Raw genomic sequence first — 22,718 nt, forward strand, 5'->3', positions numbered from 1 at the left:
CGACATACGATCGGCGTGGACAATGACCATTTCGCAAGGGGGCAGGCATGGTTGGCATGGCAAGCGAGGCTGAGGGCACGCCGGGCGCTGCAGCGCGCGCGACCAGCCGCGTCTATCTCGTCATCATGGACGATACCGAGGAAGCCGCCCGCGCATTGCGTTTTGCTGCGCGCCGCGCCGTGCGCACGGGCGGCACCGTCCACATTCTTGCGCTCGTGCCCCGGCAGGAGTTCGTCGTGTTCGGCAGCATCCAGGCGACGATCGAGGCCGAAGCGCGCGAGCGTGCCGAAGATCTCGCCCGCGCCGCTGCTGGCAGTCTCGCCAGCGAATCAGGCCTCCAGCCCGCCGTTGCCGTACGCACCGGCAGCGGCCCACAGGTTGTGCGCGAATACCTCGGCGAGCATCCCGAAGTCTCCGCGCTGGTGCTGGGCGCAGCGGCCGATGGCAATCCCGGCCCCCTCGTCACCCATTTCACCTCGCACCTCGGGCAGCTCCCTTGCGTGCTGATGATCGTGCCCGGCGGCATCGACGAACGCGGCATCGATTCGTTCAGCTGACGGGCGCCGTTAGAGGCCCCCTCCCCCAGACCGCTCGTGCTGAGCTTGTCGAAGCATCTTGCACCACGGTCGCTCCAGCACCCTTCGACAGGCTCAGGGTGAGCGGATATGGAGAGAGCTACTTGCGCCGCCCCTGATGCCGGATATTGCGTGGCCGCCCTCGCGGCCCCAGCATGAAGCCGCCGGCTTTTTTCGGTCCACGGTCATGCGGCCGCCCCCCGCGCGGCTCGATCCGCCCGGCGCCATCGGGCAGTTCCACCGGCTCGAACTTCAGCGCGCCTGTCAGCGGATTGGCCTCGGCAAGCCGCAGTTTGAGGATCATTCCCATGGCAAAGGTCTCACCGGTCTCCTCGCCCACCAGCACCTGCCGCTTCTCGTCATGGGCGAACCGCTCGGATCCCAGCGTCGAGACCGGCACCAGCCCATCCCCGCCGAGCCCGATGATCGTCGCAAACAGGCCGAATTTCTGCACGCCAGTGATCCGCGTATCGAACACCTCGCCCACCCGGCCCGAAAGCCACGCCGCGACATAGCGGTCGATCGTCTCGCGCTCGGCTTCCATCGCGCGCCGCTCGGCCTTGCTGATCACATCGCTGATCCGCGCCAGATCGCTGCGGTCCTGGTCCGATAGCCCGGAGGTTGCCGGTATCTCGCGCGCTTCGGGCCGCGGCTGCTCCAGATGCCAGCTGTCCACCAGTGCGCGGTGGACCAGAAGGTCCGAATAGCGCCGGATAGGCGAGGTAAAGTGCGCATAGCTGCCAAGTGCCAACCCGAAGTGCCCAGCGTTGCGCGGACCGTAATAGGCCTGGGTCTGGCTGCGCAATACCGCTTCCATCACGAGCGCCTTTTCCGCCTCGTCGGTCACGTCCTTCAGCATCCGGTTGAACAGCCCCGGCGTGATCACCTGCCCCAGCGCCAGCTTTCGCCCAAACGTCGCAAGATAATCCTTCAGCGCCACCAGCTTCTCGCGGCTCGGCGGCTCGTGGATGCGGTAGACGACCGGCGCGACCTTGGCCTCCAGCGCCTTGGCCGCAGCTACGTTCGCCGCGATCATGAAGTCCTCGACCACGCGGTGCGCATCGAGCCGCTCGCGCAAGGCGATCTCGGCAATCTTACCATTCTCGTCGAGCATCACCCGCCGTTCGGGCAGTTCGAGCTCCAGCGGATCGCGGTTGGTGCGGGCCTTTTCCAGAAGCCGCCACGCCGCCCAAAGGTTCTGCAAATGCGGCGCAGCCTCGCGCGCATCGATCCGCCGCTGCGCTTCCTCATAGGCGATCACCTCGGCGATCCGCACCAGCGCCCGGGCGAAGCGCCAGCCCGTCACCCGGCCCTCAGCGTCAATGGTCAGGTGGCAAGCCATCGCCGCCCGGTCCGCGCCGACCTTGAGTGAGCAGACATCCGAGCTCAGCACATGCGGCAGCATCGGCACCACGCGGTCGGGGAAATAGACCGAATTGCCGCGCTTCCTTGCCTCGCGGTCCACAGCCCCGCCCGGCCGCACGTAGAAACTCACGTCCGCAATCGCGACGACGGCGCGGAAGCCGCCCTCGCCATCGGGCTCAGCCCAGATCGCATCGTCATGGTCGCGCGCGTCGGTCGGGTCGATGGCCACGATCGGCAGCGCGCGCAAGTCCTCGCGCCGATCTTCGGATAGCTCCATGCCCGCCGCCAGCGCCGCTTCGTCCTGCGCCTCCTGCGGGAATACGAATGGTATGCCGTGCTTGTGGATCGCGATCAGGCTGAACGCGCGCGGTGCCAGCGGATCGCCCAGCACTTCGGTCACCTTCAGCCCAGCGCGCGGGCTCTTGCTGACGGGCTCGCCCAACACCAGTTGGCCTTCCGCCGCCCCGCCCAAGTCGGCGATAGTCACAGCGTTGCGCACACGCTTGTCCACAGGCGCGAGCCACGGCTTGCCGGCCCCGTCGAACTCGACAACACCCAGCACCTGCTCGGTCCGCGTCGGCAGCTTCTTCATTACATGCGCAATGAGGCCCCGGCCCGCTTCCTCGGTCCGCGCCAGCACCCGGTCGCCCACTTTGAGTGCAGCCTGCGCGCTCTTTCCCTTGCCGCGCGGCTCGATGATCCGCACGCGCGGCGGCGGCGCGCCGTCATCGGGCTGCCATGTGTCGGGGATCGCCAGCGGCTGCCCGTCTTCGATTTCCAGCACGCGCAGCACCGTCACTTTGGGCACCCCGCCCATGCGGTGAAACGCGCTGCGGTTTCCGTCGATCAGGCCTTCTTCGGCCATGTCCTTGAGCAGCGCTTTCAGCGCGATCTTCTCGGTGCCCTTCAGCCCGAACCCCTTCGCGATTTCCCGCTTGCCTGCCGGTTCCTCGCTCGCGGCGATGAAGTCCAGCACTTGCTGGCGCGAAGGCAGGCCGTCTGGCCCGGTGGGTGTCTGCTTGCGAATTGCCATCACAAACCTGTGAGCGCTGCGCGGCTCAATAGCAAGGTCAGGGCTTGGCTGCGGCTTCCGGCAGATAGGCCCCGCCCGGCACCGCAGAAGCCACCGGGCTTTCCGCCCCGTCCGCGCTCACCGCACTCACGCCGAAGAACCAATCATCCCCGCGCACGCCTTCAAGCCGGATATGCGTCTCCGCCGTCTCGGCCAAAGGCTTCGGTTCCCAGGCCGGCGCATCGGTCCTGCGCTGCCATACGCGGTAGCGCGCTGCCCCCGGCACTGACGTCCAGTTAACCTCGGTAAAGGTCTGCACGGCCGCCATGACCTTGGCCACTGGCGGCATCGGGGCTCCCGCCAGCGCCGAAAGCGCGCGCACGTTGAGCTTCGTCACCTTGGCGAGATAGGGAAAGTCCATAGCCTCGGGCAGATCGCCGAACGGCCGCCCCGCCTCGGTCCGCACGTTCTGGTGCTGCCGCTCGTAATTCTCGACCGCCACGGTAAACCGCACCGCCGGATAGCCGAGCGCCTGAAACGGCAGGTGATCCCCGCCGCGCCCCATCCGGTCCGCACGCCAGACCTGCCGCACCGCCAGCCCGCTATCGCCGAGCCCCGCCAGCCAGCGCGAGAGATTGCGCGAGGGGCTGTCGTTCTCACCGCCGATGGAACGCTGCGCATCGCGCGCCTTCTCGCTCGCATCATCGCGCGGCCCTTCGGAAAACACGCGCACATGGGCGTCGTCCACCAGCCCGTCAGACCCGCGCGAATTGCCGACGATATCGTTGTTGAGCACGGCCTTGACGGTCCAGCCCTGCTGCTTCGCGTAGTCCGCCAGCAAGTTGCCGCCATAGAGCCCCTGCTCCTCGCCCGAGAGCACGGCATAAACGATCGTTCCGGCATACTTCTGCTTCGAAAGCACCCGCGCCGCTTCCAGCACCAGCGCGGTGCCCGAACCATCGTCGTTCGCGCCCGGCGCAGTGCCTGTGGCATCGAGCGGATCGGAGTTGCGGCTGTCGATGTGCCCTTGCACGATCACGACCTCATTGGGCCGCTCCGTCCCGCGCTGGATCGCCACGACATCGACAAGGCGAGTCGGCGAGGGCACACGGTCGCCCTGCACCACGGTCTCGGGCAGCACGATCTCGAGGCACCCGCCGCAAGCCGCGCCGGTCTTGCGAAACTCCGCTTCCGCCCACTTGCGCGCCGCGCCGATCCCGCGCTTGGTATCATCCTGCGAGGAAAGGGTATGCCGCGTGCCGAATGCGACAAGCCGCGCGATATCGGCTTCAAGTCGAGCCTGCGTGACGCCGTCGTCCGGTGCCGCAAAAGCAGCGGTTGGCAGGGTGGCGAAAAGAAACGGGAGGAGCTTTTTCATGCTCCAACCCATACCCCAACCTCCGTTCGTGTCGAGCCCATCGACTTCGCTCTGGATGAACTTCCGGCCCTATGGGCCGGAAGTCGAGACACCGAGCCCCCGACCCCGCCCCAAAGTTCAGTACGCGCGCGCCACCAGAATGCGCTCCACTGCCGGCTCGCCGGTAAACGGACACAGACCCTCAACCGGCGCCGCGTCCATTGGCGTGTTGCGGATCGTGAGCTTCAGGGACTTGAGCTGCTCCACCACCTTGTCGAGCGCCGCGCCGGTAGGCCGCGACCAGCACAACTCCACCCAGCCCGGAAACGCCTTGTCCTCCGAGAAATAGGCTTCCAGCCCCGCCAGATCGCTGATCCCGCGCTCGATCTGCGCATCGCGCCGATCCCGCGCCTCAAGGAACAGCGCGCTCTGGATCGCCTCCAGTTCTTCCACCGCCGAGGAGACGAAATCATCCTGCGCCATGCCGACGAAATTGGCCTTGCCATCCTCGCGCCACAGCCGGTCGCGGCGCAGCACTGAAACCTGCCCGCCTTCCGCATCGCGCCCGCCGATCTCGAGGATCAAGGGCACGCCCTTCTTGACCCAGCCCCAGCGCTTGGCGGTCGCCTTGCCCGGCCGCTTGTCGAGCAGCACGCGCACCTTCTCGTCAAACGCCGTGAGCGCCGCCAGCTTCGCCCGCAGCCCTGCGCAGTATTCCAGCAGCGCCGCATCGCCATCGTTGTCGCGCAGCATCGGCAGGATCACGATCTGCTGCGGGGCAATGCGCGGCGGCGTGCGCAGCCCGTCATCGTCGCCGTGCGTCATGATCACGCCGCCGATCATGCGCGTCGAAACGCCCCAGCTCGTGGTGTGGCACAGCGTCTGCTGGCCTTCCTTGTCCTGATAACGAATGCCGGCGGCTTCGGAGAAAGTGGTGCCGAGGTAGTGCGAGGTGCCCGCCTGGAGCGCCTTGCCATCCTGCATCATCGCCTCGATCGAGAAAGTCTCGACCGCGCCGGGGAAACGCTCGTTCTCGGGCTTGGGGCCCGCCACGACCGGCATCGCCAGCACGTCCTCGGCAAAGCTGCGGTACATTTCGAGCGCGCGCAGCGTTTCGGCCATCGCATCCGCCTCGTCGGCGTGCGCGGTATGGCCTTCCTGCCAAAGGAACTCGCTCGTGCGCAGGAACATGCGCGTGCGCATTTCCCAGCGCACAACGTTGGCCCACTGGTTGGTCAGCATCGGCAGATCGCGCCAAGACTGAATCCAGCGCGCCATGGCTGCGCCGATCACTGTTTCGGAAGTCGGCCGCACGATCAGCGGCTCTTCGAGCTTCGCCTCGGGATCGGGTACCAGTCCGCCCTTGCCATCACCGATCAGCCGGTGATGCGTGACGACCGCCATTTCCTTGGCAAAGCCTTCAACGTGCTCGGCCTCGCGCGCGAAATACGAAAGCGGGATGAACAGGGGGAAGTAGCAGTTCTCGACGCCCGCTTCCTTGATGCGTTCGTCCATCAACTTCTGGATGCGTTCCCAGATGCCGTAGCCCCAAGGCTTGATCACCATGCAGCCGCGCACGCCGGATTCCTCGGCGAGTTCGGCTTCGGCGATGACCGCCTGATACCACTGGGCGAAATCATCCTGCCGCAGGACGGGCAGGGCGTGCTTGATCGTTGCGTTCTGGCTCATGCTGGCCGGTTAGGGCGCAAACGGGATTCGGGCAATCCTCGTATCACGAGGATGCCCGGCCCTCTTCAGCCCGCGAGCTGGTCCAGCTTCTTCTGCATGTCGGCCATCTGCTTGCGCAGCGCGGCCAGTTCATCGTCAGCCGGTGCGGCCGCGGCTTTCTCCGCTTCGGCCGCCTGGACCGCGCCGGGCACGAATGCGGCGGTTGCGGCCTTGAACAATTCCATGTTGCGCTGCGCGATTTGCGCGAGCGGATTGGCACCGATGCTCTCCTCGATCGCCTTCCGCAGCTTGACCTGGTTCTCGCGGAAATGCTCCATCGAGGCTTCGAGATAGCCCGGAAGCAGCGCCTGCATGGAGTTTCCATACATGGCAATCAGCTGGCGCAGGAAGCTCGTAGGCAGCATCTGCTCCCCGCTGGCTTCTTCTTCCATGATGATCTGGGTGAGGATGGTATGCGTCAGATCGGCACCGGTCTTGGCATCCAAGACTTTGAATTCGATGTTTTCTTTGACCATCTGGGCAAGGTGGTCAAGCGTGATGTAGCTCGAGGTGCGCGTGTTGTAGAGCCGCCGGTTGGCGTACTTCTTGATGATGACGGTATCGCCGTCCTTGCCTGCGTTTGCCATTTTTATCTGCGCCCTGTTGGGATTATGCATTTGCTTTTAGCAGATGCGGTATGTGCAGCGCAATAAATCTTGGCGAGATAACGACAAATCATTCGTTGCGGGCAAATCTTCGCCCCATCAACGTCAGCAGTTCATATTGCGAAAGTCCGCTCGTCGCCGCAGCCTGCGGCAGCGCGTATTCCAGCCCCAGCCAGTCGCCTTCCCCGCAGTTTTCTGCGGTGGAGAGGTCTACGATCGTCATGTCCATCGAGACGCGCCCGAGCACCGGCAGCCGCCGGCCTTCCCAGAGCACATGCCCCCGGCCAGACCAGCACCGCAGATAGCCATCCGCGTAACCCACAGAAATTACACCCACACGCATCGGTGCTGGTGCAATGAAGGTCGCGTTGTACCCAACCGAGTCGCCTGCTGCGAGTGTGCGCACCTGGATCACTGCCGCCTCAGGCCAGGCCACTTGCGCGATCTGCCCGGCAAAGTCGCCGCGCGGCACCCCGCCATAGAGCGCAAGGCCGGGACGGGTAAGGTCGAAATGATAGTCACCGCCCAGCGCAATCCCGGCGCTATTGCACAAGCTGTAGCGTTCAGCCCGCACCGCACTCGTGACCTCGCGAAAGCGCGCGAGTTGCGCCGCATTCTGCGCGCAATCCTCGTCCGCACTCGCCAGATGGCTCATGCAGGTCTCGATCTCCAGCGCACTCACCGCCGCATCGCCGATTTCGCCGAGCGCCAAGCCTAGCCGGTTCATGCCGGTATCGACCATCAGGTCGCAGGGGCCGCCGCCCGTTGCCAGCCAGCGGCGCACTTGCGCCAGCGAATTGAGCACCGGCCTTGCGCCGAGCGCCCGCGCATAGGCCGCTTCCGCGTCATTCATCGGCCCATGCAGCACCGAGATCTGCCCCGCCTGGACAAGCCGTGCCGCTACCGCTGCTTCCTGCCAATGCGCAACAAACCAGTCGCGACAACCTGCCGCCGCCAGCACAGGCACAGCGGCTGCCACGCCCAGCCCATAGCAATCCGCCTTGATCGCCGCACCGGCCCGCGCCCCGCCGGACAGTGCATCGAGCGCCGTCCAGTTCGCCGCCAGCGCCGCGCTGTCGAGCCGCAGCCGCAGCGCAGCAGGTAGCGGCGGCACGTCTTCAGGCATCATCGTGGGCGAAGTCCTTCGGAGGACCGCCCTTCAGGCCCCATATCCCGACCACGAGCGCCACCAGCACCACGACCCAGGTGTACCACAACCCGGCATAGGGATCGCCGGTCTTGGCCACGATCAGTGCCGAAATCAGCGGCAGGAACCCGCCGAGATAGCCCGTGCCGATGTGATAGGGGATCGACATCGAGCTGTAGCGGATGCGTGCGGGGAACATCTCCGCCAGCACCGAAGCTGCAGGTCCATACGTCGCCCCGGTCAACGCCATCAGCACGACAAGGCCCAGCACGATGATCGCGCTGCGGCCAAAGTCCGGCTTCACCTTGGCAAAGTCATAGCCCGCTTCGCCCAGCATGGCCTGCAGCACCTTGCCGCGCGCAGCGCTCTTCTCGGCCCACGGATAGGCATCGAGCGCGGCCGGCTTCGCGCCGATGGTCATGGCCAGCGCGCTCGCTTCGCCCAGCGTGTAGCGCACGCCCGAGGCGGACAGGTCTGCCAGCAGCTTGCCGCAATTGGTCGCCTGCTCGGCCGCGAAGGGATTGTAGCCGCAATCGGGGCCGCTCACCGCCACCGGCTCGCGCCGCGCCATGTCGGCAAGGCCCGGATTGGCCGCCGCGCCGATCATCCAGAACACCGGAAACACCAGCGCCAGCATCGCGAGGTAACCGAGCACGATCGGCAGCTTGCGCCCCACCTTGTCCGAAATGTAGCCAAACAAAACGCTGAACGGCATGCCGATCACGCAGGCCAGGCCCACGATCAGCTCGGCGGTCATATCATCGACCCGCATCGGCCCTTTGAGGAACGACAGGCCCGTGAACATCGCGGTGTAGAAAATCACCGTCAGCCCCGCCGCCACGCCGAACAGCGCCACAAACAGGCGTTTGGCGTTGCCGGGATAGGTCATGCTCTCGATGAACGGATTGCCGGCGATCTCGCCGCTGTCCTTCATCGCCTTGAACACCGGGCTTTCCGAAAGCTTCAGCCGCATCCAAAGCGAAACTGCAAGCAGCGCAAGGCTCAGCAGGAACGGCACGCGCCAGCCCCATGCCTCCCAGATCTCCTTGCTCATCACGCCCTTGCACACCAGCACCACGGCAAGGCTGAGCACGAAGCCGCCGACCACGCTCGACTGGATGAAGCTGGTGAAGAACCCGCGCCGCTCCGGCCCGGCATGCTCGGCCACATAGACCGCCGCGCCGCCATATTCGCCGCCCAGCGCCAAGCCCTGCAGCACGCGCAGCAGGATCACGAGCGCGGGCGCTGCGTAGCCGATCGAGGATGCGGGCGGGATCAGCCCGACCCCCGCCGTGGCAATGCCCATCAAGGTGACGGTGACGAGGAACGTATACTTGCGGCCCAGCTTGTCGCCGAGATAACCGAAAAGCACCGCGCCCAGCGGACGGAACCCGAAGCCCACCGCGAAAACGAGCCAGAACAGCAGCATTTCGAGCGTGGCGTTGCCCGTCGGGAAGAAGGCCTTGGAGAGGATCGCGCCCAGCGTGCCGTAGATGAAGAAGTCGTACCACTCGAACACTGTGCCGACCGACGAGGCCGCAACCACCAGGCGGATTTCCGCGGCAGTCGGTTCGGGTGCGCCATTCACCTCATGCATGCCCAAGTTTTTCCCATCCCCTTGCCGGCAACCTTGAGACCGCCCGGCACTTCACCCTGAAACGCGGGCTGTAGCGAAGCCAGGGCCGCTGGGAAAGTGCGCCAATACAAAGAAATCTTGCCGTTCCGTCTCGTCATTGCGAAGAGCGCATCGACGAGGCAATCCAGAGCGGCAAGCGCTGCGGGACGGCGCCCCACATCACTCCAGCGCCGCCAACGCCGCATCCCAGGGGAGCATGATCGCGCCGTGCCGCGCGGGGTAGCCCAGCGCAGGCTCGACCAAAGCGATGCCCGGCCAGTCCGGCCTATCGCCAGTCCCGGCCAGCCAATCCGCCAGCGCGCGGCGCGCTTCGGCAATTTGCTCCCGGCTGCGGCCCTTTGCGGCGCTCGCAAAGGCAAAGGCCGCTGCCTGACCTATGGCACAGGCGTGCGGGCGCAGACCCAGCGCGCTGATCCGCCCTTCGGCATCCACCGCCAGCCCGAGCGCCAGCGTGCTCCCGCAGCGCCGGGAGCGCGCCTCGCCCCTCAGCGGCAGGCTCTCATCCCACGCGAAGTCGGCGAGCGCAGTCGCCGCACCAAGGATTTCCGGCGTGTAGAGCGTGCGCGTCGGCGCCTTTCCGGGCGCGTTCATTCGCCGTTTGCCGCCTTGCTGATGCGCCGCTGCAATTCCCGCCGCGCCGCTTTCTTTGCCGCGTCCCGCGTCGCCTTCTCAAGCTCGCTGTCCTTGTCGGCTTCCGCCTTCTTCGCCGCCTCGGCGGCTTCCGTGCGGCGATCGTCGATGATCGTCATCAGTTCCTCGCTCGCGGCGTTGAGGAACGGATAGGTCCGCGCGGCGGTAATCCATGTCGGCCGCCCGTCCGGCCCCCACACGATGTCATAGCCGAAGATGAGCAGCGAGAAGCCCAGGACCATGATCACAAAGCCCTTGATCGCCCCGAACCCGAAGCCGAGCACCCGGTCAATCGGCCCCAGCACCGAACTGCGGCTGGCGCTGCCCACCGAGGAGGCGATCATCTTCGCGGCAAAGAAGGGCACGATCGTCAGGATTGCAAAAGCGAGCACGCCCGCGCCAGTCTCGTTCTTGAGGTGCGGCGCAAGCAGGTGCGTCAACGGCTCGTGGCCATAGCGTATGGCGAAGAGCCCCACGCACCACGCCAGCAGCGAAAGCACTTCCTCGACAAAGCCGCGAAAGAACCCGCCGATCGCGCAGACCGCAACGATCAGGAATACAACATAATCGAAGCCGGTCATCGTAAGCGAAATCTACGAGCCGCCCATCACGCGGTCAACCAGGTTCGGCAGAAGTGTTATCGGGGCATAGGCGATCCCCGGCACCTTCTCCTGCGTACCGGCGGGACCGTGCGCCTTGTCGAACCCCAGCTTCGCTGCCTCGCGCAGCCGGATCGAGGAATGCGCCACTGGGCGTACTTCACCGGCGAGCGAAATCTCCCCGAACCACGCCGACGCGCCGGAAAGCGGCCTGTCCGAAAGCGCCGAAATCAGCGCCGCCGCCACTGCCAGATCGGCCGCCGGATCGGTCAGCCGGTACCCTCCAGCGACGTTGAGGTACACTTCCGCGCTCGAAAAATTGAGTCCGCAGCGCGCTTCCAGCACCGCCAGCAGCATCGCAAGCCGCCCGCTGTCCCAGCCCACCACCGCACGGCGCGGGGTTGCCCCGCTCTGAAGCCGCACCGTCAGCGCCTGAATCTCGACCAGCACGGGCCGCGTCCCTTCCAGCGCCGGAAACACCGCGCTCCCCGGCACCGGGCTCTCTCGCCCTGAAAGAAACAGCAGCGAAGGGTTGCTCACTTCCTCCAGCCCTGCCCCCGCCATCGCGAATACGCCGATCTCATCCACCGCGCCGAAGCGGTTCTTGAGCGCGCGGAGGATGCGGTACTGGTGGCTGCGCTCGCCCTCAAAGCTCATCACCACATCGACCATGTGCTCCAGCACGCGCGGCCCCGCGATCGTGCCGTCCTTGGTCACGTGCCCCACCAAGACCAGCGCCGCCCCGCTCGCCTTGGCATAGCGGATCAGTTCGAACGCACAGCCGCGCACCTGGCTCACGGTGCCGGGCGCGCCTTCGATCTGGTCGGAATACATTGTCTGGATCGAATCGATCACCACCAGCGCCGGCGGATCCATCGTGTTGAGCGTGGTCAGGATGTCTCGCACCGAAGTCGCCGCCGCGAGCCGGATCGGCGCTCGGCCAAGGCCAAGCCGGTCCGCCCGCAGCCGCACCTGATCCGCCGCTTCCTCACCGCTGATATAGACCGCATCGCCGCCTGCCGCCGCGACCCGCGCCGCCGCCTGCAGCAGCAGTGTCGATTTGCCGATCCCCGGATCGCCGCCCATCAGGATCGCCGAGCCGGGCACAAGGCCCCCGCCCAGCGCCCGATCAAACTCCGCCAGCCCCGTCTTGCGCCGCTCGGGCAGCTTTACGGGTTGATCGAGCGCCACGAATGCGACTGGCCGTCCGCCGCTCGACAAATCATGCTTGGAGGAAAACACCGTCTCCGGCGCATCTTCCTGCAAGGTGCTCCATTCCCCGCAATCGGGGCACTGCCCTTGCCAGCGGGGCGAAACCCCGCCGCAAGCCTGGCAGACATATCGGCGTTTGGGCTTGGCCATGGCAAAGGCCTAATGTGAACATAGCGAGAACGCAAGTCCTGCCTTGCTCTCAGTTCACTCGAAAATGGTGCCCCTGGCCAGACTCGAACTGGCACATCTCTCGATAACCGATTTTGAGTCGGTCGCGTCTACCATTCCACCACAGGGGCACTGCGCGGGGGTTTAACCGCCCCCGCTTGGGGCATCAAGCCGTCTTGATCGCCCCCACCACCAGCTTGTGCAGCTTGGAATGCAGCGCATCGTTGCCGGCCAGCACCGTCTCGTCGCAAATCGGCTGCGAACGCCCGCGATAGTCCGAAACGAACCCGCCCGCTTCGCGCACCAGCAGGCATCCCGCCGCTGTATCCCAAGGCTGCAGCGAACTCTCCCAGAACCCGTCGAACCGGCCCGCAGCGACCCACGCAAGGTCAAGCGCTGCCGAGCCATGGCGCCGGATTCCCGCCACGCGCGGCCCCAGCTCGTGATAGATCCGCGTCCACTCGCCCATGTCGCCACGTCCGGCGAACGGAATACCGGTCGCGATCAGGGCCTCATCAAGATAGCGCCGCGCCGAAACGCGCAGGCGGCGGTCCTGCAGCCATGCACCGCGGGCTTTCTCGGCCCAGAAGCTCTCGTCGGTGATCGGCTGATAGACGATCCCAGCGGTCACTTCGCCCCAGCCCTTGCCATCCAGCGTCGGCTCCTGCACCGCGATCGAGATCGCGAAGTGCGGAATGCCGTGGAGGAAGTTGCTGGTGCCGTCGAGCGGATCGATGATGAAGCGCGGCTTGCCCGGCTCCCCCTCGATCGTGCCGCCTTCCTCGAGCACGAAGCCCCAACCGGGCCGCGCCGCACGCAGCTCGTCCCACAGCGTGCGCTCGGCAGCCTGATCGGCCTTCGAAACGAAGTCCGCCGGCCCCTTGCGGCTCACCTGGAGATGCTCGACCTCGCCGAAATCACGGCGCAGCCGCTGGCCGGCCTTGCGGGCCGCCTTCTCCATCACCCGCATCAAGCCGGAAACTGCTGACATGATCGCTCAGCCCACCTTGCTGACGTACGAACGCTCGTAGACGTCGACGACAATGCGCGTCCCGCTCGCAATATGCGGCGGCACCATCACGCGCACACCATTGTCGAGGATCGCAGGCTTGAAACTGGACGAGGCGGTCTGCCCCTTCACCACGGCGTCGGCCTCGACGATCGTCGCCTCGACCTGCTCGGGCAGCTGCACCGAAATCGGGCGCTCTTCCCACATTTCAAGCAGCACGGTCATGCCGTCCTGCAGGAAGGCCACGGCTTCGCCAAGAAGGTCGGCCGGCAGCGTGATCTGGTCGTAGGTTTCCACGTCCATGAAGATCAGGTCGTCACCTTCCTTGTAGAGGAACTGGAAGTCCTTCGTATCAAGGCGCACACGCTCGACCGTGTCGGCGCTGCGGAAGCGGACGTTGGTCTTGCGGCCATCGATCAGGTTCTTCATCTCGACCTGCATGAACGCGCCGCCCTTGCCGGGCTGGGTATGCTGGGTCTTGGCAACTTTCCAGATGCCCTTTTCGTATTCCAGGATATTGCCCGGACGGATGTCCACGCCGCTGATCTTCATGATGGAAAGAGCCCCAGTGAATGGAGGAATTGGGATGCACGCCGAAAGGGTGCGGGAGCGCGGCCCTTAGCGCCAAGCGGCGATTGCTTCAAGTCGCCGTCGCATGCTAGCCACGCCGCCATGATCCGCGTTGCCACAATCGCCGCTCTTTCCGCTTTGAGCTTCCTCGCCGCCGCGCCAGCCATGGCCGCGCCGGGCGGCACGATGTTGACGGTGGCGCTAGGCCGCTGGACCTGCGAGCTGCCGGGGGACGCCACCACGCCGCCCGTCCCGCAGCCGGAAAACAACTTCAGCATCGTGCCCGATTCCAGCTACGTGGTCGGCGGGGTGCGCGGCACTTACCTGCTGCTCGGCACCAAGTTCACGATGACATCCGGCCCATTCGCAGGTCGCCGGTTCGACAAGGTCGGCCTCTCGCTCCTCAAGCTCGGCCCCGATGGCAAGCGCGAGGGGCTGCGCTGCGTTCGCGCCGGTGCGGTGCGCGATGAATACAGCGCGGGCGAAGGCGCGCCGGCGGAGTAAACCTTTCAGCCCGCGGCCCTGGCAATCGCTTCGTTCAAGGCGCGCACGCCCGCAGCCTCGTCTCCGCCCCATACGGCGTGGCTCACCGCAAGGAAGTCCGCGCCCGCCGCAACCAGCGGCCCGCAATTGGCTGCCGTGATCCCGCCGATCGCCACGCAGGGCAACTCGAACAGCCGCGACCACCATTGCAGCAATTCGGGCTCGGCTACGTGCTTGGTGTCCTTGGTCGAACTCGGGAAAAACGCCCCGAAAGCGACATAGTCCGCCCCCGCTTCGCCTGCTTCCATCGCCAGGTGCCGGCTCGCATGGCAGGTCACGCCGATCTGCGCCGCCTTGCCAAGCCGCGCGCGCGCATCAGCGACCGAGCCGTCGTCCTGCCCCAGATGCACGCCATCCGCGCCGAGCCGCTTGGCAAGGCTGATCGAATCGTTGACGATGAAGGCCACCTCGCGGTCGGCACAAATGCGCTGCAACGGCTCCGCCAACCGCGCCGCATCATGCTCGGCCACGTCCTTCACGCGAAACTGGAACGCCGCGACCGGCCCCGCATCAAGCGCGCAGGCAAGCCGATCAGGAAACGAACCGCCGACATCAAGCGGCGAGATCAGGTAAAGCTGGCAGGCAAGATCAGACATGTCGGGGCCTTAGCGGCCAGCGCGCCACAGCGCAAACCTCTCCCAAGACATCGTCATTGCGAGGAGCGCAGCGACGAAGCAATCCAGAGCGTTCGTACACAGCCGCTCTGGATTGCTTCGCTTCGCTCGCAATGACGAAAATTGGGGAGGACTTGAAGAGCCAGCCTCAGGCCGTCTTAACCGTCGATCCGTGATGGATCTCGTGGATCGCCGTGCCCAGCACCGCATCGAACTCGTCGTCGCTCATGTGCGCGCGCAGGTCTTCGAGCAGCGCGCGGCTGAAGCTCGCGATGATCCCGTGGTTCTTCGCCAGTTCGATCACCGCATCGCCGCGGCTGTAGCCACCAGAAAGCGCGACCACGCGCAGCACTGCCGGATGCGTGGTCAGCGGCGAAAACAGGCCCGGCTGAAGCGGCAGCGAGAGCTTGAGCATGACCTGCGTGCCATCGGGCAGCGCGTCGAGCGCCTTGGTCAGTTCATCGAGCAGGATCGCATCGCATTCGCTGCGCGTTTCGCTCTTGATGTTCACTTCAGGCTCGATGATCGGCATCAGCCCGTGCGCCAGAACCTCACAAGCCAGTTCAAACTGCTGCGCCACCACGGCGGCGATCCCCGTGGGGCTCGCCGAATTGATCACCGAGCGCTCCTTGGTGCCGAACACGCCGAGCGACTTGGCGTGGGTGAGCAGCGTATCCAGCCCCAGAATCGGCTTCATCAGCTGCACGCCGTCCGCCTCGGCCTCCAGACCCTGATCGATCTTGAGGAACGGCACCACACCTTGCTCGATCAGCGCAGTCGGCACCGGCATGCCATCGACATTGCCATTCATCGTGCGCTCGAACAGAATCGCACCGATCACTTTCTCGCCGCTGAACGCGCCCGAACGGATGATCCGGCAGCGCATGTCGTGGATCAGCCCGAACATTTCCTCGTCAGAGCTCCAGGCACCTTCCTCGATTCCATAGCCCTTGAGCGCCTTGGGCGTGGAACCACCGCTCTGGTCCAATGCCGCAATAAAGCCCTGTCCCGCAGCGATCTTGGACTTCATATCGGCAAAGTTCATGGTGTGCCCCTCTGGTGTGCGCATTCGTATGCGCGGCCCATAATGCGGTTCCTCCCGCACTGCAATATCGCAGCGCGGGACCATTGCGTTTTATTCGGTTGGGTTAGGCTTCGAGCGCTGCCACGCCCGGCAGCACGCGGCCTTCCATCCATTCCAGGAAAGCGCCGCCCGCAGTCGAGACATAGGTGAAGTCGCCCGCCACACCCGCATGGCTCAGCGCCGCGACGGTATCGCCGCCGCCTGCCACCGAAACGAGCGAGCCTTCGCGGGTGAGCGCTGCCGCCGTGCGCGCGAGCGCAACGGTCGCGGTATCGAACGGCGGCGTCTCGAACGCGCCCAGCGGCCCGTTCCACACCAGCGTCTTGCAGACCTTGAGCACATCGGCGAGCGCCTCGGTCGCCGCCGGCCCTACGTCGAGAATCATCTCGTCCGCCGCCACTTCATGCACGTTGCAGGTGCGCAGGGAGGGCGGATTAGCCGCGAATTCCTTCGAGACCACCACATCATACGGCAGATGCACCGTGCAGCCGGAAGCATCCGCCGCATCGAGAATCGCCTCGGCGGTGGATGCCAGATCGTGCTCGCACAGCGACTTGCCGACATCGACCCCGCGCGCGGCGAGGAACGTGTTGGCCATGCCGCCGCCGATGATCAGGTGATCGACCTTGCCGACCAGATGCTTCAGCACATCGAGCTTGGAGGAAACCTTGGCCCCGCCGACGACGGCTGCAACCGGATGCTCGGGATGATCCAGCGCCTTGCCCAGCGCCTCAAGCTCCGCCTGCATCGAACGGCCCGCATAGGCCGGCAGCACATGCGCCAGACCCTCGGTCGTCGCATGCGCGCGGTGTGCGGCGGAAAAGGCATCGTTCACATAGATGTCGGCGTGCTCGGCAATCGCTTTCACAAGCTCCGGATCGTTCTTTTCCTCGCCCTTCCAGAACCGCGTGTTCTCAAGGCAGGCGATCCCGCCTTCGGGCAGGATGCCGACCACTTGGCTCACCACCGGACCGGCAATCTCGGAAACGAACATCACCTCGCGGCCAAGGACTTGCTTCACCGCACCGATCACCATGCTCAGCGACTGGGTCGAGACGCGCTCGCCCTTTGGCCGCCCGAAGTGCGCCAGCAACAGCACCTTGGCGCCCTTGTCGGCGAGTTCGAGGATCGTGGGCTTGGCCGCCTGCACGCGGGTGTCGTCGGTCACCGCGCCGTCCTGCATGGGGAGGTTGAGGTCGACGCGCACCAGCACGACCTTGCCTCGCACATCACCGATATCGTCCAGCGTACGGAAGCTCATGTCTCGATCCTCACTTCATCGCCCAAGGCGATTTCGCCTTCGCTGATTACTCGCCCGCAAATGCCGCCGCGCCAGTCCGGCGTGAGTGCCGCGCGCAGTCCGTCGCGCAAGGCATCCATGCGGCTGCATGGATCACATTCGCAGCGCACCTCGATGCGCAGGCTCTTGCCGATGGCGATCACCCCGCCCGCCTCGCGCGGCAGGCGCACGCCCGAAACCAGCAGATTGGCGCGGCGATCAGACCAGACGAGGCCATTTGCACCGCCAAGGTCTTCAAGCGCCGCTGCCCAGCTCTCGGCCTCGATCACGGTGATCTGCCGATTGCCCTTCTTGCCTTCGGGCACCGGCCCACGGCAGTCGCCCTCCAGCCCCCGATCTGGGGTCACGGACGCGCGGTCCAGCGTCTCCATGGGCCCGCGGGACACCTTGTGCCGGGCAATCCCGTCAAGCCGTCCCGCAGCAGCCATGGCTTAGAGCAGCCCGCCCATCACGCCGGCGGTATCGACCATGCGGTTGGAGAAGCCCCACTCGTTGTCGTACCACGAAAGCACGCGCACCAGCTTGCCGTCGATCACTGCCGTTTCCAGGCTGTCGATGGTCGAGCTGTGCGAATCGTGGTTGTAGTCGATCGAAACCAGCGGCTCATCGCTGAAGCCAAGCACCCCCTTGAGCGCGCCTTCCGAAGCCGCCTTGAGCAGCGCGTTGACTTCTTCCTTGGTCGTGTCGCGCGCAGGCTGGAACGTGAGGTCCACCACCGAGACGTTGGGGGTCGGTACGCGGATCGCAGAGCCGTCAAGCTTGCCCTTCAGCTCAGGCAGCACTTCACCCACAGCGCGGGCGGCGCCCGTTGTGGTCGGGATCATGCTCATCGCGGCAGCGCGGGCGCGGCGCGGATCGTCGTGGATCTGGTCGAGGATCTTCTGGTCGTTGGTATAGGCGTGGACCGTGGTCATCAGCCCGCGCACGATCCCGATCTCGTCGTTCAGCACCTTGGCAAACGGCGCGAGGCAGTTGGTGGTGCACGAAGCGTTCGAGACGATGGTGTGCTCGGCGGTCAGCTTGTCGTGGTTCACGCCGTAAACGACCGTGAGATCGACATTCTTGCCCGGCGCCGAGATCAGCACCTTCTTCGCGCCCGCCGCAATGTGCTTTTCGCACGAGGCGCGGTCGGTGAAGAAGCCGGTGCATTCGAGGACGATGTCGATCCCCTGCGCGCCGTGCGGCAGGTTGGCAGGGTCACGCTCGGCGGTCACGGCGATGCGCTTGCCGTTGATCACGAGATCGTTGCCCTCCACCTCGACCGTGCCCGAAAACGCGCCGTGCACGCTGTCGCGCTTGAACAGCAGGGCATTGGCCTTGGCACTGGCGAGATCGTTGATCGAAACCAGCTCCAGCCCGCAGTCCGGACGCTCGAGGATGGCGCGCGCCACATTGCGCCCGATGCGCCCGAAACCGTTGATCGCAACCTTCGTCGCCATTGAACTAACTCCTTTGCAACAATCAGCTACCCGCCTTCGTCATTGCGAGGAGCGAAGCGACGAAGCAATCCAGAGCGTCATGCTCTTCAGCTCTGGATTGCTTCGCTGCGCTCGCAATGACGAAACACGGAACAAAACTTAGCCAAGCCGCGCGCGGATGCGCGGCAGGATCTTCTCGGCGGTCAGGCCGAAGTGGTCATAAAGCACCGGTGCGGGGGCCGATGCGCCAAAGCTGTCGATGCCGATGGTGAGCCCGTCGCCGACATACTTCTGCCAGCCCAGCGTGACGCCTGCCTCGATCGACACCTTGAGCGCGTCCGCCGGCAGCAGGTCGGCGCGGTAGGCCGCTTCCTGCTCGTCGAACAGCTCCCAGCACGGGAACGAAACGACATCCGCACCCACGCCTTCGGCTTCGAGCGCCTTGGCCACATCCATGGCAATCGCCACTTCTGAACCCGTCGCCATGAGCACGACCTTGCGCGGCGCGGACGCCGCCACAAGGCGATAGGCGCCCTTCGCGCTCTTCATCTCGGCATCGAAGCGTACCGGCGGGAGGTTCTGCCGGGTCAGCGCCAACACGGTCGGGCGGTGGGCATTGGCCAACGCTAGGCTCCAGGCCTCTGCCGTCTCGATCGCATCCGCCGGGCGGAACACAAGGAGATTGGGGATCATGCGCAGCGACATGACATGCTCGACCGGCTGGTGCGTCGGCCCGTCCTCGCCCAGCCCGATCGAATCATGCGTGAACACATAGACCGCGCGCACGTGCTGCAACGCAGACATGCGCACAGCATTGCGGCAATAGTCCGAAAACACGAGGAAGGTGCCGCCATAGGGGATCACGCCCCCGTGGAGTGCCATGCCATTCATCGCGGCGGCCATGCCGAACTCGCGGATGCCGTAATAGACATAGCGTCCGCCGTAGCTGTCCTTGGTCAGCGGACCCGTCGACTTGGTCTTGGTATTGTTCGAACCCGTGAGGTCCGCCGAACCGCCGACCATTTCGGGGATCACTGCGGTCATCGCCTCCAGCGCCATTTCGCTCGACTTGCGCGTCGCCACCGTCGGCGGATTGGCGATCAAGCTCTGGATGTAGGCATTCTGCGCGCCGACATCCGCAGGAAGCTCGCCCGCCATGCGCCGTGCCAGTTCGGCGCCCTGCGGATGCGCAGCCGCCCGCGCTTCCCACGCAGCCCGCGCTGCCGAACCCTTTGCGCCAGCAGCGCGCCAGTTCGCCAGAATATCTGCCGGGATTTCGAACGGCGCCGAAGTCCAGCCCAGATATTCGCGCGCCGCCTCGATCTCGCTCTTGCCAAGCGGAGAGCCGTGCACGTTGTGGCCGCCCTGCTTGTTGGGCGCGCCCTTGCCGATCACCGTGCGGCATGAAACCAGCGAAGGCCGCGGATCAGCGGCGGCTTCGGCCAGCGCGCGGGCGATATCGGCAAAGTCATGCCCGTCGCAGCTTGCCGTGTGCCAACCGCTCGCGGCATAGCGCGCCAGAATGTCTTCCGAGGTCGAAAGCGAAGTGTCACCGTCGATGGTGATCTTGTTGTCGTCCCACAGCACGTTGAGGTGGCCAAGGCCCAACGTGCCCGCAAGGCCGACTGCCTCGTGGTTCACGCCTTCCATCAGGCAGCCGTCGCCCGCGATCACCCAGGTCTTGTGGTCGACCAGTTCGCTGCCAAACGTTGTATTGAGGTGCCGCTCGGCAATCGCCATGCCCACCGCCATGGCAACACCTTGCCCCAGCGGACCGGTGGTGCACTCGACGCCTTCGAGCATGTCGTTCTCGGGATGCCCGGCGCAAGGGCTGCCCAGCTGGCGGAAATTGCGGATGTCGCCAATCGTCGGCGCGGCATAGCCAGTCAGGTGCAGCAGCGCGTAAATCAGCATCGAGCCGTGACCGGCCGAAAGCACGAAGCGGTCGCGGTCAGCCCACTTGGGCGCGGCGGGATCATACTTCAGGAACTGGCTGAACAGCACGGTCGCCACATCGGCCATGCCCATCGGCATGCCGGGGTGCCCCGAATTGGCGGCCTCGACCGCGTCCATCGCCAGCGCCCGGATGGCATTCGCCATCGGCGCCAGTACGGCCTGATCCCGTTCCCCAGCCAACGTCATCGTCTGTCCTAGCCTTCGATCCTGCGGCACGGGCCGCTTACGCGCGCGGCCGATTCGGCAGCGGGCTCTCTTTGGGAGCGACACTCTGTAGCGTCAAGGCTGGGGCCCTGGCGTCAAGGTTGGGGAAAGGCGGGCAGTTCCCGGCTTGCGGGCCTAGGCAATTGTGCTAGCGAAGCAGGCCATGACGACCGAGGCGCAGGATTCCCCGCTCGATGCGGCGCTGGACAGGATCGAGCAGGCGATTGCCCGGCTCGAGGCTGCCGTGGCCGCAGCCCCCGCCCCTGCTGAAGTGGCCGAGCTGCGCAGCCGCCACCGCAAGCTCAAGGAACGGGTGAGCCAGGAAATCCAGCAGCTTGATCTCCTGCTGGCCAATCTCCCGCAATGACCGCTATCTCATGACCAACGTCACCCTCACGATCGGCGGCCGCCCCTACACCGTCTCCGCGCCGGATGGCGAGGAACCGCATATCGAGATGCTCGGCCGCATGGTGGCCGAGCGCGTCGCGAACGGCGGCGGCGGCGCGGGGCAGAGCGAGACACGCATGCTGCTCTTTGCAGCACTCATGCTGGCGGACGAACTGCACGAACTGCATCGCCAGATGCCGCCCCCGCAGGAAGAAGCAAAGGCAAGCGTGCCCGAGGCGGCTCCGCCGTCTGCAGAAGTCCTCGCCCGGATCGAAACGCTCGCCGCGCGCGTCGAAAAACTCGCGGCCCATCTGGAAGAAACTGAAGGTTAAGACCGGCACTTGAGAAAGTGCTGCGCATTCCCTAGATAGGGAGCGACGGGTACTGCCCGGCACGTGCCACATGAAATCCCTGAGGCTATAAGCAAAATCCTTGGGGGCTGTCCCTGCTCGGGCCCTGGCCCTGGTATATGGTCCCCACCTGACGTGAACGCGTCAGAGGATTCTCCTGGAAACGACCCATGGTGGTCCCGTCACCCCGGCACGGTGCCCTTCTACCAAGGCCAGAAACTGCAACAGATGACCTTGGAACCTTCTGATATCGTCCGCGCCAAGGCTGCCCTGCGCAAATCGCTGCGCGCCACCCGGCGCGACCACGTCGCCGCGCTCGAACCGCGCATCAAGGCGCTGCTGTTCATGCGGCCGCCCGCAGCGCTTGGCGATCTGATCCCGGCCGGTGCCACTATCGGCCTGTATCATGCGATTGGCGATGAAGCCCCCACAGCGGCATATGCCCGGCATTTCCACGATGCGGGGCACAAGCTTGCCATGCCCTTCTTCGCCCGCCGCGGCGCGCCGATGGAATTCCGCCACTGGGCCTCGCCCTATCACGACGAGCTTCTGGAGCCCGATCCCTACGGCGCCCAGCAACCGCTTTCCGATGCGGAGCCGCTGGCACCCGATGTTCTGTTCGTCCCCCTCATCGGCTTTACCGCCACCGGCCATCGTCTCGGGCAAGGCGGCGGCTACTATGACCGTTGGCTTGAACAGTACCCCGATGCGCCCGCCATCGGCATGGCGTGGGACAGCCAGCTTGCCGAAAACCTGCCATTAGAGGCGCATGACAGGCCGCTCTCCGCGGTGGTAACGCCCACCCGGCTATACGGCCCCTTCTGAACGGACGCACGATGAACGAACCCGAAAGCTACAAGCCCACCTGGCGCAAGCCCTTCGGCATCCTCGCGCTGGTTCTGGGGCTGTTCGGCTATGCATTGATCGTGGCGGGCCTTGCTGGCCCCATCGGCAAGATGCCGGTGCTCGTGCAGACGCTGGTCTACGTGATTCTCGGAACCGTGTGGCTCCTGCCCCTTCGCCGCTTCCTGATCTGGATGGAAACCGGCCGCTGGGGCTGATTTGAAACGATTTTCCCCTGACGCAAAAATAGCCGCATTTTTGCCGATCTAGGGCGTTGACAGCCAGAGACTCCTCCCATAAATGCGGCGCTCCCAAGGCGAGCGGGTGTAGCTCAGTTGGTTAGAGTATCGGCCTGTCACGCCGAGGGTCGCGGGTTCAAGTCCCGTCACTCGCGCCATTGGGAAGA

Annotated in this window: 23 protein-coding genes and 2 tRNA genes; 7 read left to right on the top strand and 18 right to left on the bottom strand. The window is 65.4% G+C overall.

The annotated features are described in order from the left end of the window. Positions 1-47 precede the first annotated feature (47 nt). Complete coding sequence (locus tag Q0071_RS22375) at positions 48-557, top strand: universal stress protein (protein ID WP_298174783.1); 510 nt, start codon at positions 48-50, stop codon at positions 555-557. Positions 558-675: 118 nt separating this feature from the next. Here Q0071_RS22375 and Q0071_RS22380 read toward each other — a convergent pair whose 3' ends face one another. From Q0071_RS22380 to efp, 12 genes are all read right to left on the bottom strand, one after another. After that, positions 676-2,973 carry a VacB/RNase II family 3'-5' exoribonuclease gene (locus Q0071_RS22380; RefSeq protein WP_298174784.1) on the bottom strand — a complete coding sequence of 766 codons (2,298 nt, stop codon included), beginning with the start codon at positions 2,971-2,973 and terminating at the stop codon, positions 676-678. Between the two features lie 37 nt (positions 2,974-3,010). Beyond that, positions 3,011-4,330 carry a M28 family peptidase gene (locus tag Q0071_RS22385; protein WP_298174785.1) on the bottom strand — a complete coding sequence of 440 codons (1,320 nt, stop codon included), beginning with the start codon at positions 4,328-4,330 and terminating at the stop codon, positions 3,011-3,013. Between the two features lie 117 nt (positions 4,331-4,447). Beyond that, positions 4,448-5,998 carry an aminoacyl--tRNA ligase-related protein gene (locus tag Q0071_RS22390; RefSeq protein ID WP_298174786.1) on the bottom strand — a complete coding sequence of 517 codons (1,551 nt, stop codon included), beginning with the start codon at positions 5,996-5,998 and terminating at the stop codon, positions 4,448-4,450. Positions 5,999-6,063: 65 nt separating this feature from the next. After that, the gene (gene phaR, locus Q0071_RS22395; RefSeq protein WP_298174787.1) at positions 6,064-6,624 is read right to left on the bottom strand and encodes a polyhydroxyalkanoate synthesis repressor PhaR; all 561 of its coding nucleotides are present in this window, start codon (positions 6,622-6,624) and stop codon (positions 6,064-6,066) included. A gap of 88 nt (positions 6,625-6,712) precedes the next feature. Next, complete coding sequence (gene alr, locus Q0071_RS22400) at positions 6,713-7,771, bottom strand: alanine racemase (protein ID WP_298174788.1); 1,059 nt, start codon at positions 7,769-7,771, stop codon at positions 6,713-6,715. Continuing rightward, positions 7,761-9,386, bottom strand: coding sequence for an MFS transporter (locus tag Q0071_RS22405; protein ID WP_298174789.1), 1,626 nt, complete (start codon positions 9,384-9,386; stop codon positions 7,761-7,763). The genes alr and Q0071_RS22405 overlap by 11 nt, the downstream gene beginning before the upstream one ends. A 198-nt stretch (positions 9,387-9,584) precedes the next feature. After that, the gene (locus Q0071_RS22410) at positions 9,585-10,016 is read right to left on the bottom strand and encodes an iron-sulfur cluster assembly scaffold protein (RefSeq protein ID WP_298174790.1); all 432 of its coding nucleotides are present in this window, start codon (positions 10,014-10,016) and stop codon (positions 9,585-9,587) included. Further along, positions 10,013-10,636, bottom strand: a complete 624-nt coding sequence (locus Q0071_RS22415) for a CvpA family protein (RefSeq protein ID WP_366886979.1) — start codon at positions 10,634-10,636, stop codon at positions 10,013-10,015. The genes Q0071_RS22410 and Q0071_RS22415 overlap by 4 nt, the downstream gene beginning before the upstream one ends. 12 nt (positions 10,637-10,648) lie before the next feature. Then, complete coding sequence (gene radA, locus Q0071_RS22420) at positions 10,649-12,016, bottom strand: DNA repair protein RadA (protein WP_298174791.1); 1,368 nt, start codon at positions 12,014-12,016, stop codon at positions 10,649-10,651. A gap of 65 nt (positions 12,017-12,081) precedes the next feature. Further along, positions 12,082-12,165 (bottom strand) — tRNA-Leu (locus Q0071_RS22425). Positions 12,166-12,200: 35 nt separating this feature from the next. Beyond that, the gene (locus Q0071_RS22430) at positions 12,201-13,025 is read right to left on the bottom strand and encodes an inositol monophosphatase family protein (protein ID WP_298174792.1); all 825 of its coding nucleotides are present in this window, start codon (positions 13,023-13,025) and stop codon (positions 12,201-12,203) included. 6 nt (positions 13,026-13,031) lie between these two features. Then, positions 13,032-13,595 (bottom strand): elongation factor P, encoded by a 564-nt coding sequence (gene efp / locus Q0071_RS22435; protein WP_298174793.1) that lies wholly within the window; start codon positions 13,593-13,595, stop codon positions 13,032-13,034. Between the two features lie 120 nt (positions 13,596-13,715). On the opposite strand from efp, the gene Q0071_RS22440 reads away from it, so the two are divergent. Further along, positions 13,716-14,117 (top strand): hypothetical protein, encoded by a 402-nt coding sequence (locus Q0071_RS22440; RefSeq protein WP_298174794.1) that lies wholly within the window; start codon positions 13,716-13,718, stop codon positions 14,115-14,117. 5 nt (positions 14,118-14,122) lie between these two features. Here Q0071_RS22440 and thiE read toward each other — a convergent pair whose 3' ends face one another. The 6 genes from thiE to tkt all read right to left on the bottom strand — a co-directional run bounded on the left by thiE (position 14,123) and on the right by tkt (position 20,714). Continuing rightward, positions 14,123-14,752, bottom strand: a complete 630-nt coding sequence (thiE, locus tag Q0071_RS22445; protein ID WP_298174795.1) for a thiamine phosphate synthase — start codon at positions 14,750-14,752, stop codon at positions 14,123-14,125. Between the two features lie 166 nt (positions 14,753-14,918). Continuing rightward, complete coding sequence (locus Q0071_RS22450) at positions 14,919-15,815, bottom strand: fructose bisphosphate aldolase (RefSeq protein ID WP_298174796.1); 897 nt, start codon at positions 15,813-15,815, stop codon at positions 14,919-14,921. Positions 15,816-15,918: 103 nt separating this feature from the next. Continuing rightward, entirely contained in the window at positions 15,919-17,115 is a 1,197-nt protein-coding gene (locus Q0071_RS22455) for a phosphoglycerate kinase (protein ID WP_298174797.1), read from the bottom strand. Beyond that, complete coding sequence (locus tag Q0071_RS22460) at positions 17,112-17,540, bottom strand: MOSC domain-containing protein (protein WP_366886984.1); 429 nt, start codon at positions 17,538-17,540, stop codon at positions 17,112-17,114. Before Q0071_RS22460 ends, Q0071_RS22455 begins: the two co-directional genes overlap by 4 nt. Before the next feature lie 45 nt (positions 17,541-17,585). Beyond that, positions 17,586-18,593, bottom strand: coding sequence for a type I glyceraldehyde-3-phosphate dehydrogenase (gene gap, locus Q0071_RS22465; RefSeq protein ID WP_298174798.1), 1,008 nt, complete (start codon positions 18,591-18,593; stop codon positions 17,586-17,588). Between the two features lie 138 nt (positions 18,594-18,731). Then, complete coding sequence (gene tkt / locus Q0071_RS22470; RefSeq protein ID WP_298174799.1) at positions 18,732-20,714, bottom strand: transketolase; 1,983 nt, start codon at positions 20,712-20,714, stop codon at positions 18,732-18,734. A gap of 181 nt (positions 20,715-20,895) precedes the next feature. Here tkt and Q0071_RS22475 point away from each other — a divergent pair, with 181 nt between their 5' ends. The 5 genes from Q0071_RS22475 (at position 20,896) to Q0071_RS22495 (ending at position 22,709) form a co-directional block, all read left to right on the top strand. Beyond that, complete coding sequence (locus Q0071_RS22475; protein ID WP_298174800.1) at positions 20,896-21,099, top strand: hypothetical protein; 204 nt, start codon at positions 20,896-20,898, stop codon at positions 21,097-21,099. Between the two features lie 10 nt (positions 21,100-21,109). Beyond that, positions 21,110-21,451, top strand: a complete 342-nt coding sequence (locus Q0071_RS22480; protein ID WP_298174801.1) for a cell division protein ZapA — start codon at positions 21,110-21,112, stop codon at positions 21,449-21,451. Between the two features lie 246 nt (positions 21,452-21,697). Continuing rightward, positions 21,698-22,294: a 5-formyltetrahydrofolate cyclo-ligase gene (locus Q0071_RS22485; RefSeq protein ID WP_298174802.1), complete on the top strand. Its 597-nt coding sequence runs from the start codon at positions 21,698-21,700 to the stop codon at positions 22,292-22,294. Positions 22,295-22,305: 11 nt separating this feature from the next. Further along, on the top strand, positions 22,306-22,530 hold the full coding sequence (locus tag Q0071_RS22490; RefSeq protein WP_298174803.1) for a DUF2842 domain-containing protein: 225 nt from the start codon (positions 22,306-22,308) through the stop codon (positions 22,528-22,530). Positions 22,531-22,632: 102 nt separating this feature from the next. Continuing rightward, positions 22,633-22,709: transfer RNA gene (locus Q0071_RS22495), tRNA-Asp, on the top strand. Positions 22,710-22,718: the final 9 nt, after the last annotated feature.

The organism is Novosphingobium sp. (assembly GCF_027486195.1).
Classification (GTDB): domain Bacteria; phylum Pseudomonadota; class Alphaproteobacteria; order Sphingomonadales; family Sphingomonadaceae; genus Novosphingobium.

Coding starts and splice junctions, on each gene's coding strand:
- tkt (WP_298174799.1), bottom strand. CDS start 20,714: ATGACGTTGGCTGGGGAACGGGATCAGGCCGTACTGGCGCCGATGGCG.
- Q0071_RS22410 (WP_298174790.1), bottom strand. CDS start 10,016: ATGAACGCGCCCGGAAAGGCGCCGACGCGCACGCTCTACACGCCGGAA.
- efp (WP_298174793.1), bottom strand. CDS start 13,595: ATGAAGATCAGCGGCGTGGACATCCGTCCGGGCAATATCCTGGAATAC.
- thiE (WP_298174795.1), bottom strand. CDS start 14,752: ATGTCTGATCTTGCCTGCCAGCTTTACCTGATCTCGCCGCTTGATGTC.
- Q0071_RS22390 (WP_298174786.1), bottom strand. CDS start 5,998: ATGAGCCAGAACGCAACGATCAAGCACGCCCTGCCCGTCCTGCGGCAG.
- Q0071_RS22455 (WP_298174797.1), bottom strand. CDS start 17,115: ATGAGCTTCCGTACGCTGGACGATATCGGTGATGTGCGAGGCAAGGTC.
- Q0071_RS22380 (WP_298174784.1), bottom strand. CDS start 2,973: ATGGCAATTCGCAAGCAGACACCCACCGGGCCAGACGGCCTGCCTTCG.
- radA (WP_298174791.1), bottom strand. CDS start 12,016: ATGGCCAAGCCCAAACGCCGATATGTCTGCCAGGCTTGCGGCGGGGTT.
- Q0071_RS22475 (WP_298174800.1), top strand. CDS start 20,896: ATGACGACCGAGGCGCAGGATTCCCCGCTCGATGCGGCGCTGGACAGG.
- Q0071_RS22430 (WP_298174792.1), bottom strand. CDS start 13,025: ATGTCAGCAGTTTCCGGCTTGATGCGGGTGATGGAGAAGGCGGCCCGC.
- Q0071_RS22405 (WP_298174789.1), bottom strand. CDS start 9,386: ATGCATGAGGTGAATGGCGCACCCGAACCGACTGCCGCGGAAATCCGC.
- phaR (WP_298174787.1), bottom strand. CDS start 6,624: ATGGCAAACGCAGGCAAGGACGGCGATACCGTCATCATCAAGAAGTAC.
- Q0071_RS22450 (WP_298174796.1), bottom strand. CDS start 15,815: ATGAACTTTGCCGATATGAAGTCCAAGATCGCTGCGGGACAGGGCTTT.
- Q0071_RS22440 (WP_298174794.1), top strand. CDS start 13,716: ATGATCCGCGTTGCCACAATCGCCGCTCTTTCCGCTTTGAGCTTCCTC.
- Q0071_RS22375 (WP_298174783.1), top strand. CDS start 48: ATGGTTGGCATGGCAAGCGAGGCTGAGGGCACGCCGGGCGCTGCAGCG.
- gap (WP_298174798.1), bottom strand. CDS start 18,593: ATGGCGACGAAGGTTGCGATCAACGGTTTCGGGCGCATCGGGCGCAAT.
- Q0071_RS22490 (WP_298174803.1), top strand. CDS start 22,306: ATGAACGAACCCGAAAGCTACAAGCCCACCTGGCGCAAGCCCTTCGGC.
- Q0071_RS22485 (WP_298174802.1), top strand. CDS start 21,698: ATGACCTTGGAACCTTCTGATATCGTCCGCGCCAAGGCTGCCCTGCGC.
- alr (WP_298174788.1), bottom strand. CDS start 7,771: ATGATGCCTGAAGACGTGCCGCCGCTACCTGCTGCGCTGCGGCTGCGG.
- Q0071_RS22480 (WP_298174801.1), top strand. CDS start 21,110: ATGACCAACGTCACCCTCACGATCGGCGGCCGCCCCTACACCGTCTCC.
- Q0071_RS22385 (WP_298174785.1), bottom strand. CDS start 4,330: ATGAAAAAGCTCCTCCCGTTTCTTTTCGCCACCCTGCCAACCGCTGCT.
- Q0071_RS22415 (WP_366886979.1), bottom strand. CDS start 10,636: ATGACCGGCTTCGATTATGTTGTATTCCTGATCGTTGCGGTCTGCGCG.